The 11,632-nt window shown below is 63.2% G+C and carries 6 protein-coding genes; 5 read left to right on the forward strand and 1 reads right to left on the reverse strand.

The genetic code is table 11. The features are described 5' to 3' along the window. Positions 1-99 precede the first annotated feature (99 nt). Positions 100-1,716: a pyoverdine maturation tyrosinase PvdP gene (gene pvdP, locus OC610_RS12350; RefSeq protein ID WP_264428013.1), complete on the reverse strand. Its 1,617-nt coding sequence runs from the start codon at positions 1,714-1,716 to the stop codon at positions 100-102. A 258-nt stretch (positions 1,717-1,974) separates the two neighbouring features. Between pvdP and pvdM the strand changes: the two genes are divergently transcribed. From pvdM to OC610_RS12375, 5 genes are all read left to right on the forward strand, one after another. Continuing rightward, on the forward strand, positions 1,975-3,345 hold the full coding sequence (gene pvdM / locus OC610_RS12355; protein WP_181289948.1) for a pyoverdine-tailoring dipeptidase-like protein PvdM: 1,371 nt from the start codon (positions 1,975-1,977) through the stop codon (positions 3,343-3,345). Further along, positions 3,342-4,622: a pyoverdine-tailoring periplasmic protein PvdN gene (pvdN, locus tag OC610_RS12360; RefSeq protein WP_181289949.1), complete on the forward strand. Its 1,281-nt coding sequence runs from the start codon at positions 3,342-3,344 to the stop codon at positions 4,620-4,622. Before pvdM ends, pvdN begins: the two co-directional genes overlap by 4 nt. 20 nt (positions 4,623-4,642) lie before the next feature. Further along, entirely contained in the window at positions 4,643-5,518 is an 876-nt protein-coding gene (locus OC610_RS12365) for a formylglycine-generating enzyme family protein (protein ID WP_264428014.1), read from the forward strand. Between the two features lie 268 nt (positions 5,519-5,786). Then, complete coding sequence (locus OC610_RS12370; protein ID WP_264428015.1) at positions 5,787-7,445, forward strand: cyclic peptide export ABC transporter; 1,659 nt, start codon at positions 5,787-5,789, stop codon at positions 7,443-7,445. A gap of 38 nt (positions 7,446-7,483) precedes the next feature. Further along, positions 7,484-11,608: an amino acid adenylation domain-containing protein gene (locus tag OC610_RS12375; RefSeq protein WP_264428016.1), complete on the forward strand. Its 4,125-nt coding sequence runs from the start codon at positions 7,484-7,486 to the stop codon at positions 11,606-11,608. Positions 11,609-11,632: the final 24 nt, after the last annotated feature.

Below are 11,632 nucleotides of genomic sequence, written 5' to 3' on the forward strand. Positions count from 1 at the left end.
TCGGCAGCTCCTACAAGGGTGGAGCCCAGCAAGAGCAAGCTCCCTCGCCACAAAAGTAGTCGCTTCACAGCCCCAGGTTCGGTCGGTTCGAGCCTGGGCTCACACCGGCCTGGCCTTGAGACTCCGCGCATACCAAGGCCTCTGCGGCACGCGGCGGAACAGTTGCGCCAGCTTGTCGTCATCGCTGCCAAACGTAATGCGCAACGCCAGTTTCATGGTTTCCGGATCCATCTCCACCGAACGCCCAACCTGCAACCCCGGCGTGGTGCTGCAGCCGTGGGTGTCCGGGCCCAGCCACGGGTCGGCGATTTCCACCCAGCGGCCCGGGGCGAACCAGGGCACGCCGTTGACTTCGAGCCGGCTCACTTCGCCAGGATGAAAACGTTCGTGGGCACGGAACCAGTCTTCGAGGCGGTCGTCGATCCAGCCATGGAAGGCCCAGAACACCGGGTTTACGTGGGAGGAAAACGGATCGCCGAGAAAGTCGTTTTCCGGTTCGAACCAGCGTTGGGCGAAGTCGGCCTGGTCACGGGCGAACGGCACCGGATGACCGTTGGACGGATCGCGCGGCACCGAGGCCCAGCGCATGTGCAGCCAGTCGTGCAGGCCCAATTCCACTTCCGAACCGAACTGGCCCAAGGTCAGTTTCGATAGATAGCGCGGGTCGCGATAGCGTGATTCCCACACCTGGAAATTACTGTGATAGGTCTCGGCGGTCTTGATGTCGCTGACCCACTGGGCGTATTGCTCGTCGCCACGGGCCAGCCAGGTCGGTGGCAGCGCCGTCCCGTCGACGTTGTCGAAATACCGGGCAAAGCCCAGGCGATCACGCTCCAACTCCGGTTGCGGCAATGGGAAACGTGGCCATGACGGCAGCGGTTGGAAAGAACGCGCGGTGCCGAGCATATGCCGGTGCATGAAAAAGAAATCCACGCCGGAGCCGTTGCGGTCCTTGCGCGGCCCACGGGCGTCACGCTCGTTGTCTCGCGGCCCGGGTTGCCAGCCGATGCCGCGCAGGGCGTCGCGCTTGTCTTCGTCGAGGGTGTGCCATTTGTCTCGCGAGGCATGCCAGAGTTGGTGGAACAGCCGGTGTTCGGGCGACACCAGCCAGGCCAGCAGCTTCGGGCTCAGCGGTGTCCGTTCCCGGGCTTCGGGGAATCGCTGTTTGACGGCAACAAATTGATTGTCGAGTTCCGGCAATGCCAACGGGCGATCCAACCGCAACACTCGGCCGCCGAGGGTGGCCGGGCCGGCGTTGCCGAAACCGGCCCAGACTTCGTCGAGGGTCATGATGAACTCGTAGTCCGGTGCGTCATGCCTGGCACCGATCAAGCGCCAGCTCAGCTGCTTTGGGTCGCTGCCAGCCAGGTCGCCCAATACGCGATAACGCGGCTCATCCCCCGCGCGCAAGCGTTCGGCGGTGTCGAGGTAACCCACCAGGCCACGGCCCTTGTGGGCGACGTCGAGGAAGACTTCCAGGTTGTCGTCCGGCAAGCCGTCGAGGCCGGCATCGCGCCCGCTGAAACGAATCGTCCAAATTCCCCGCAGGGTGTTCGCCCGACGCTGTCCGGCGACGTCGGCCACATCGAAGGAAGCCTCGCCGGGGGTGATGGTCGGGTCCGGCCGGGTCAGTTCGCGATGCCCGTAATACACCGCAGGCACGGCGGCACCGGTCAGCGCCAGGCCCGCCATGAACCATCGTCGAGAAATCGTCATTGCCTTACCTGTGTTCGCCCTGGGGTGGGCTTTATCCAAGCTAGAACGATGGGCGTCCTGACAAATTTATAGAGGCTGTGAGGGCCTCATCGCGAGCAAGCTCGCTCCCACAGGTGAGCGCATTCCAAATGTGGGAGCGAGCTTGCTCGCGACGGCGGCGCTGAGAACACCTAAATTTCCCCGCCGATCACTCGTTCCCCCCAGATAGCAAAGGCCCCCGCGCCTGTCCTTCCAAGGCGAACCAGACTGAGATCGGCAATGACAACACCACGTTCTAGAAAGGCTCTTTTCACCGGCGTGCCCCTGGCCCTGGCGCTGGTGGTCGGTGGCGGGCTGGCGGCCTGGGACCATTGGTGGCGGGACAACCCCGGCTACCCGGTCAAGGTCATGAAGGAAGCTCGGGAATTGCACGAACGGCTGCTGTCCTTCGACAGCCACATCACCGTGCCGCTGGATTTCGGCACCGCCGGCAACGAAGCGGACAAAGACGGCAAGGGCCAGTTCGACCTGGTGAAAGCCAACCGCGGCCACCTCTCCGGCGCCGCGCTGACAATCTTCGGCTGGCCCGAGTTGTGGAACGGTCCCAACGCGCCGCACAAGCCCACCGCCGGGTTCGTCGAGGAAGCACGCAACCAACAGGAGGTGCGCTACAAGATCATCACCGGCATGGTCCGGGACTTTCCCAACCAGGTCGCCATCGCCTACACCCCGGACGACTTCCGTCGCCTGCACGGCGAAGGCAAGTTCGCGATTTTCATCAGCATGCTCAACGCCTATCCCCTCGGTCACGACTTGAGTCTGCTGGACCTGTGGACGGCGCGGGGCATGCGCATGTTCGGCTTCAGCTACATCGGCAACAACGACTGGGCCGACTCCTCCCGCCCGCTGCCGTTCTTCAACGACTCGCCCGACGCCCTCGGCGGCCTGTCGGACATTGGCAAGCAAGCGGTGAAGCGCCTGAACGACCTCGGCGTAATCATCGATGTGTCGCAGATGTCGACCCAGGCTTTGGAGCAAGTCGCGCAACTGAGCCGCACGCCGCTGGTAGCCTCCCACTCCGCCCCACGGGCCATGGTCGACATTCCGCGCAACCTCAGCGACAAGGAAATGCAGCTGATCAAGGCCAGCGGCGGCGTGGTGCAGATCGTGGGGTTCTCCCAGTACCTGCGCCCGCTGACGCAAAAAACCCAGGACAAACTCAACGCCCTGCGCGAACGCTTCGACCTGCCGCCACTGCCGAATCTGGCGATGGCGCTGATGCCGGGCGACCCGATCATCGCCGCGTGGCCGGAACAGAAATTCGGCGAATACGCCGGCCAGCTCTACGGCATTCTCGAAGAGGAACCCAAGGCCAGTCTCAAGGATCTGGGCGATGCCATCGACTACGCCGTGCGCAAGATCGGCATCGACCACGTCGGCATCAGTTCGGACTTCAACGAAGGTGGCGGCGTGAAAGGCTGGAAAGATGTCAGCGACATTCGCAACGTCACCGCCGAGCTGCTGACCCGCGGCTACTCCGAAGCCGACATCGCCAAGCTGTGGGGCGGCAACTTCCTGCGGGTCTGGGACCAGGTGCAGAAAGCCGCGAGCCCGGCCATCGCCTCGGCGCAGAAGGCCCCTCAGCCATGAATGAGCGCCGCACCTTCCTCAAGCAAGCCGGGGTCCTCGCCGCCGGGCTCTCATTGCCCGCCAGCCTGCCGGCCACGGCCAGCGCCGATCCAATGCCACCGCTGCCCAAGGATAAATGGGCGCAGTTGCGCTCGCTGTTCAACCAGGACCCGGACTATCTGCACTTCTCCAATTTCCTGGTCACCACCCACCCGCGCCCGGTGCGCGAGGCCATCGAGCGGCACCGCGCCGCCCTGGATAAAAACCCCGGGTTGCTGATGGACTGGGACCTGGGCGTCACCGAAGCGCGCGAAGAAAACGTACGGACCTGGGCCGGTCGCTACCTGCAAGCGAACCCGAAGCAGATCGCTCTCACCGGCAGCACCACCGAAGGCCTGGCGATGATCTATGGCGGGGTGCATGTGCGGCCCGACCAGGAAATTCTCACCACCGCCCACGAACATTACGCCACCCACACCATCCTCGACCTGCGCAAGCAACGGGACGGAACACGGGTGCGCAAGATCAAGCTGTTCGAGAACGCCCATGGCGCCAGCGAGGCGGAAATCCTCACCGCCATCGACCGCAACATCCGCCCGCAAACCCGCGTATTGGGCATGACCTGGGTGCATTCGGGCAGTGGCGTGAAGTTGCCCATCGGCAAGATCGGCGCCCTGGTGGACCAGCACAACCAAGGTCGCAGCGATGAACAACGCATCGTCTATGTGGTGGACGGCGTGCACGGTTTCGGCGTCGAGGATCTGAGTTTCCCGGCAATGAATTGCGATTTCTTCATCGCCGGCACCCACAAATGGATGTTCGGCCCACGGGGCACCGGCGTGGTGTGCAGCCGCAGCGAAGAGGTCAAGTCCGTCACGCCGATCATCCCGACGTTCTCCGAAGCCACGACGTTTTCCACCACCATGACCCCGGGCGGCTACCACGCGTTCGAGCATCGCTGGGCGGCGGACGAAGCGTTCAAGCTGCACCTGCAACTGGGCAAGGCCGAGGTCCAGGCGCGTATTCATGCGCTCAACAGTTACCTGAAAAAACACCTATTGGCGCAGCCGCAGATCGAGTTGGTGACGCCGCTGAGCCCCGAGCTATCGGCCGGTTTCACCTTCTTCCGGGTCAAGGATCGCAAGAGCGATGAGATCGCTGCCTACCTGATGCAAAACCGTGTGGTCGCCGATGCCGTGCACCGCGACGCCGGGCCGGTAATCCGCACCGCGCCGGGGCTGCTCAATACTGAAGCCGAGCTCGATCGCTTCATGGCGCTGCTGGGCAAAACACTCTGATGACTGATCGAGAGCAATCGATGAACCGATTTTTATTGAAGACGCTTCCGGCATTGGCCCTCACCGCCCTGTTGCCCTCCAGCGCGCAGGCCTCGCAGCCGGGCCAGGTGTTCCGCGACTGCAAGGACTGCCCGGAAATGGTCGTGCTGCCCACCGGCACCTTCCAGATGGGCACCCCGGAAAATGAGGTCGGCCGCGAGCCCGACGAAGGCCCGATGCACCCGGTGACGTTTGCCAAGCCGGTGGCGATCAGCCGTTTCCAGGTGCTCAAGGGGGAATGGTTCGCCTATCTGCGCGATACCGGCTATGTGATGCCCGACGGTGACAAGCGCCTCGGACGCGCGTGCCAGGCCGGCGTCCCCGACTACCAAGGCAGCGATCCGCGCAAGCAATACACCGACCGGCACCCGGCGGTGTGCATGGATTTCGAAGAGGCCAACGCCTACGTGGCGTGGCTGTCGAAAAAAACCGGCAAGCCGTACCGATTGGCCAGCGAATCCCTGCGTGAGTACGCCGCGCGTGGCGGCAGTAGCGGCCCGTTCCCCTTCCCGTTCGACGAGGGCAAGGACTACAGCATCGCCCGACATGCCAACACCTACGGCGCCGCCGATGGCTACAACTTCACCGCCCCGGCCGGCAGCTTCGCACCCAATGCCTTTGGCGTGTACGACATGCACGGCAACGTCTACGAATGGACCGCCGATTGTTTCAACGAAAACTACACCGATGCGCCGAGCGACGGCAGCGCCGCGCTGACGGGCAACTGCAAGGTGCGACGCATCCGTGGCAACGACTGGGGCGAAGCGCCGGTGTTTTCCCGGTCGGGCAACCGCAATGCGGTGTTTTCCGATGCCCGTGGTGACTGGCTGGGGTTTCGGGTTGCTCGGGATATGTAGTTCAACCTGCCGGACACGCTTTTGTGGCGAGGGAGCTTGCTCCCGCTCGGTTGCGCAGCGACCGCAAAATCTTGGGGCCGCTGCGCGGCCCAGCGGGAGCAAGCTCCCTCGCCACAATGATGTGGGTCAGGGGTTCCGCGTTAAATCCCCTTCCCCTCCAATCGTTCCATAGGTGGGCGCGCCCCCAACCGGCGTGCCGCCGTCCTCCAGCCCATGCGGTGAATGCCCGCGATGGCCTTCGACCTTTTCATCTAGCAGGGAAACCTCCATGAGCCAACCAAAACGCGGGGTGATCACCGAGCTGTTCATCCTGCTCAAACCCTTCCGGCTGATTGTCGCAGGCTCCATCCTCCTGGGCATGCTGGGTGGCTTGAGCATCACCGCCCTGCTGGCAACCATCAACGACGCCTTGAACGCCGATGCCGGGCCGACGCCGCAAGTGCTGGCGACCTTCGCCGGCCTGTGCGTGGCGGCGCTGCTGACCTCGATCCTGTCGGACATCGGCACCAACCACGTCGGCCAGAACATCATCGCCAGCCTGCGCAAATCCCTCGGCCAGAAAGTCTTGCTGGCGCCCATCGAGCAGATCGAGCGTTTCCGCAGCCATCGGCTCATTCCGATCCTGACCCACGACGTCAACACGGTCAGCAGCTTCGCGTTTTCCTTCGCGCCACTGGCGATTGCCTTTACCGTCACCCTCGGTTGCCTGGGCTACCTGGCCTACCTGTCGTTGCCGATGTTTGCGCTGCTGCTGGTGGCGCTGGTGATCGGCACGGTTATCCAGTACGCGGCGCGCGCCCGGGGCATTCGTGGTTTCGAAGCGGCCCGCGAAGCCGAAGACGCCCTGCAGAAGCACTACAACGCAATCGCCGCTGGCGCGAAGGAGCTGCGCATCCACCGCCCGCGCCGCCAGCGCATGTTCAGCCAGCGCATCGAAGCCACCGCCGAGCAGATCTGCGACACCAACATCCGTGCGGTCAACACTTTCGTGGTCGCCAAGACCTTCGGCTCGATGCTGTTTTTCGTGGTCATCGGCCTGGTCCTGGCCCTGCAATCGCTGTGGCTGGGCACCGACAAAGCGGTGCTCAGCGGTTTCGTGCTGGTGTTGTTGTACATGAAGGGGCCGCTGGAATACCTGGTCATGACGCTGCCGGTGATCAGCCGCGCCAACATCGCGTTCAAGCGCATTGCGGAACTGGCCGAGCAGTTTTCCTCGCCGGAGCCGCACCTGCTGCTCAACGACAAGAGCGTGCCCAAGCCGACGATCCAGCAGCTTGAATTGCGTGACGTGCATTACGCCTTCCCAGCGGTCGCCGGCAGCCAGGCCTTCGCCCTCGGACCGGTCAACCTGTCCATCGCCCAGGGCGACATCGTGTTCATCGTCGGCGAGAACGGCGGCGGCAAGACCACGCTGATCAAATTGCTGCTGGGCCTCTATGCGCCCCAGGGCGGAGAAATCCTCCTGGATGGCAAGCCGGTATCGGCGGCGGGACGTGACGATTATCGCCAGCTGTTCACCACGATCTTTGCCGACTACTACCTGTTCGATGAACTGGTGCAGGGCGACCAGCAGGTACCCGGGGACGCCAACCGCTACCTCGATCGCCTGGAGATCGGCCATAAGGTCTGCATTCGCGACGGTGCGTTCAGCACCACCGATCTCTCCACCGGCCAGCGCAAGCGCTTGGCGCTGCTTAACGCCTGGCTGGAAGAACGCCCGGTGCTGGTCTTCGACGAATGGGCCGCCGACCAGGACCCGGTGTTCCGGCGGGTGTTCTACACCGAGCTGCTGCCGGAGCTGAAGGCCCTGGGCAAAACCATCATCGTCATTTCCCACGACGACCGTTACTTCGACATCGCCGATCAACTGGTGCGGATGCAGGCCGGCCGGGTGGTCAGTGAAAAGGTCCCGACAGCCTTCGCCTGAACCTGCCCGATGCCAATGCCGTTTACCGCGAGAACACCATGAACGAACTGCTAGATGATGATCTGCTGGCGCTGCTGCTCGATGAGGTCGACGACGACAGGCACGCCCTGGCCAACCGCGCCAGGCTGGATCGCGCGCCCCTGTCTTTCGCCCAGCAACGCCTGTGGCTGGAACAACAGCGAGATCCGACCCGCTCGGCCTACAACCTGCCCCGGGCCTTGCGCCTGACCGGCGAACTGAACGCCGATGCCTTGGAAGACGCGCTGAATCGGGTGATCGACCGACACGACATCCTGCGCACCGCGTTCATCGAAATAGACGGCGCCGCCACCCAGGTGGTCGAGCGCAACGCCCGTCTGACCCTGCATCGCGAAGACCTCGCCGGGCTCGACCAATCGGCGCTTTCCCGGCGCATCGAGCAACACGCCCGGCAACCGTTCGATCTCACCCAGGCGCCGCTGATGCGGGCGACCTTGCTCCGATTGAGCCATGCCGAACATGTGCTGCTGCTGAACATGCATCACATCGTTTCCGATGCCTGGTCCAACACGATCCTGATGCACGACATGACCCAGGCGTATGGCCGGGCAGTGCTGGGTGATCGGTCTGCGCTGCCACCGCTGCCGATGCAATACGCCGACTACGCGACCCACCAGCGCGGCGACTATCTGCACAGCGCTGCCTGCCGACGCAGTGGCGAATACTGGAGCCAGTACCTCGGCCGAGACTTGCCCACGCTGGAATTGCCCAAGGATTTTCCGCGCAACGCGAGTCAGCAACACACGGCCGGTCGTGTACACGTATCGCTGGATCCGTCGTTGGCGCAAGCACTGGACGTCTTTTGCCAACGCCAGGGGCTGGCGCCGTTCGTGGTGGCGCTGGGCGCCTGGCAATTGCTGCTGTCCCGCTACAGCCGCCAGGACGATTTCACCGTCGGCGTCCCCAACGCCAACCGCAACAGCCATGAAAGCCAGGATCTGGTAGGGTTTTTCGTCAGCAGCCAGGTGTATCGGGCGCGGATCGACTCGACCCGCAGCGCGTTGGATTTCTTACGGGCACTTCGCGGGCAATCCCTCGCCGCGCTGGAGCATGCCGATTACCCGCTGGAATTGATCCTCGATCAATTGGGCGCCAACCCGCTGTTTCAAGTCCTGTTCAACTGGCGCACCGGCTCACAGGTGGCGCTGCCAAACCCGGATCTGTTGACGTTGGAATTCCTCGATACCGGTGAAGGCCAGGCCAAGTTCGATGTGTCGCTGGACGTCGACTATTCACAACAGCAAATACTCGCGACGTTCGAGTACAGTCGTGACCTGTATCGCACGACCTCCATCGAGCGCATGGCCGAGCATTGGCAGAACCTGTTGCGAGGTCTGATCGAGACGCCCGACTGCGCCGTTGGCGAGCTGCAATTGTTGAGCGCCGATGAACGCCGGCTGACCCTGAACGACTGGAACCGCCAACTCACTCGACTGCACAGCGAAAGCTGCCTGCACCGGATAATCGAAACCCATGCTGCCCACACAGGTGAGGCGATCGCCCTGACGTTTGACCGGCAGCACATGAGCTATGCCGAGCTCAACCGCCACGCCAACCGACTGGCCCATCGCTTGATCGAGCAAGGCGTCGGTCCCGACGTGCTGGTGGGCATCGCCGTCGAGCGCACGCCGCAGATGATCATCGGCCTGCTGGCGATCCTCAAGGCCGGTGGTGCCTACGTACCGCTGGACCCGGCCTACCCGGCCGACCGCCTGGCCTACATGATCCAGGACAGCGGCGTCCGGCAGATCCTGACCCAGGCCCACCTGTTTGAGTCATTGGCGTTGCCGGCTGGCATCGACTGCCTGTTGCTGGATTCGAACGAGGCCGATAGCGCCTGGCCTGAGCACAATCCCGATGTGCCCATGGATCCGGACAATCTGGCGTACGTGATCTACACCTCCGGTTCGACCGGCAAACCCAAGGGCGCATTGCTCACGCACCACAACGTAGCTCGCCTGTTCCGCGCCACTGAACATTGGTTCGGTTTCGACCGGCAGGACGTGTGGTGTCTCTTCCACTCCTACGCCTTCGACTTTTCCGTGTGGGAGATCTTCGGTGCGCTGCTGCACGGTGCCCGGTTGGTCATCGTGCCCCACGCCGTAAGCCGTTCGCCCGAGGATTTCTACGCCCTGCTGTGCCAGGAGAAGGTCACGGTGCTCAACCAGACGCCGTCGGCGTTCAAGTCATTGCTACGCGTTGCCTGCGAGCCTCGGCAGCCTCTCGTCCATCAATTGCGCCAGATCATTTTTGGCGGCGAAGCGATCGATGTGCAAAGCCTGCGCCCTTGGTTCGAACGTTTCGGGGACCAGGCGCCGCAGTTGGTCAACATGTATGGCATCACCGAAACCACCGTTCATGTCACCTGGCGGCCACTGTCGATGGCGGACTTGCACGGCGAGGCCGCCAGCCCCATCGGCGAGCCCATCGTCGACCTGTCCTGGTATCTGCTCGATGCGCACCTGAACCCGGTGCCCAAGGGTTGCGTCGGTGAGCTGTATATCGGTCGAGCCGGCCTGGCCCGTGGTTATCACCAGCGCGCCGATCTCACCGCCAGCCGTTTCATTCCCGACCCGTTCGACCCGCTGCCGGGTGGACGCCTGTACCGCACCGGGGACCTGGCGCGCTACCTCGGCGACGGCAGCATCGAGTACATCGGGCGCCTGGATCACCAGGTCAAGATTCGCGGCTTCCGCATTGAACTGGGCGAGATCCAGGCGCGCCTGCAAATGCTGCCGGGCGTGGGTGATGGTGTGGTGCTGACCCACGACGGCCCGGGTGGCCTGCAATTAATCGCCTACGTCATCCCGACGCAACCCGCCGTTGCCGAACTGCGCGAAAACCTGCTGGCCGCGCTCAAGGCGCAATTGCCGGATTACATGGTGCCTAGCCATCTGCTGTTCATCGACCGCCTCCCGCTCAATGCCAATGGCAAGCTCGACCGCAAGGCCTTGCCCGAACCCGATGCCACGCTCCGGCATACAAATTATGTGGCGCCCCGCACGCCGTTGGAGGAAGCCTTGGCGCAACTCTGGCAGCAATCCCTCAAGGTCGAACGCGTGGGTATCCGCGACAGTTTCTTTGAGCTGGGCGGGCATTCGATCCTGGCGATCGAGCTGATCGCCAGGCTCAAGGCGAGCCTGAACATCACCGTGCGGCTGCAAGAACTGCTGGCCAACCCGAGCATCGCCGAGCTGGCGCTGTTCATCTCGCAAAAACACCGTGAGCAGACGCAGTGCCTCGTCGCCCTGAACAACGCCCCCGCCAGCGCACCGCAGCTGTTTTGCCTGCACCCCAGCGGTGGCATCGTGTTTTGCTATCAACCGCTGGCGCGCAAACTGCAAAACCGGGCAAGTACTGTCGGCGTCATGCACCGCGGCTTCAGCGAACCCCATGCGGGCCCCGAGGCCTGGGGCGAAATGATTGCCGACTACAGCAAGGAAATCGTCGCCGCCCAACCGCAAGGTCCCTATTACTTGATGGGCTGGTCCCTGGGCGGGACGATCGCGCTCGACATCGCGGCGCTGCTGGAAAGCCAGGGGCACACCGTTGATTTTCTGGGATTGGTGGACAGCACGATTCCGGAACGTTTGTATCCCTCAGGCTTGCCACGTCATCGGCATTTGACGGGTGACGGAAACGACGATGCCGCCTCCCAGGATCTGCTTGAAGCCATTGAATACTTCGACCTGCTGTTCCCTTCATTGACGGAGCGCACGGCGGCTTATCGACGGGAACACCCTGGCGGTTCGGTCAAGGCCTTCCATGAGTGGGCGGCCGGCCAGATCGAGCCTGGGCGAGGCGACCTGTTGTCGATCGTGCAGAGCGTCAAGGAAGAGGTCATGAACGCCCAGGCGTTCTCGGTGCATGATCGGTTGCTGGAGGTGTTTGAGGGGTTCAGTTTCAAGCCGGTTCGGGTACGGCCCAGTTGCTGGTGGACACGGACGGAGAAAACCGCCGAGGAATTGGCTTTTTGCGAGGCGCTGCTGATGGAACACAGCCTGACGGGTGAGCTGCAATGCTCGGTGCATTCGCCGTTGCGCCATCGCAGCATGATTTTTGATGACGGGTTGATTGGAGAGCTGGTCGAGGCTTTTCTGGCCAGTACGGCAGAAGAAAAATAGCACCCCCTGGTCTTATAGAACCCT

The organism is Pseudomonas agronomica (assembly GCF_025917275.1).
Taxonomy (GTDB): domain Bacteria; phylum Pseudomonadota; class Gammaproteobacteria; order Pseudomonadales; family Pseudomonadaceae; genus Aquipseudomonas; species Aquipseudomonas agronomica.

What these genes read in the sequence shown, in the direction of transcription:
- pvdN (WP_181289949.1), top strand. Translation starts at nt 3,342, where the DNA reads ATGAATGAGCGCCGCACCTTCCTCAAGCAAGCCGGGGTCCTCGCCGCC.
- OC610_RS12370 (WP_264428015.1), top strand. Translation starts at nt 5,787, where the DNA reads ATGAGCCAACCAAAACGCGGGGTGATCACCGAGCTGTTCATCCTGCTC.
- OC610_RS12375 (WP_264428016.1), top strand. Translation starts at nt 7,484, where the DNA reads ATGAACGAACTGCTAGATGATGATCTGCTGGCGCTGCTGCTCGATGAG.
- pvdM (WP_181289948.1), top strand. Translation starts at nt 1,975, where the DNA reads ATGACAACACCACGTTCTAGAAAGGCTCTTTTCACCGGCGTGCCCCTG.
- OC610_RS12365 (WP_264428014.1), top strand. Translation starts at nt 4,643, where the DNA reads ATGAACCGATTTTTATTGAAGACGCTTCCGGCATTGGCCCTCACCGCC.
- pvdP (WP_264428013.1), bottom strand. Translation starts at nt 1,716, where the DNA reads ATGACGATTTCTCGACGATGGTTCATGGCGGGCCTGGCGCTGACCGGT.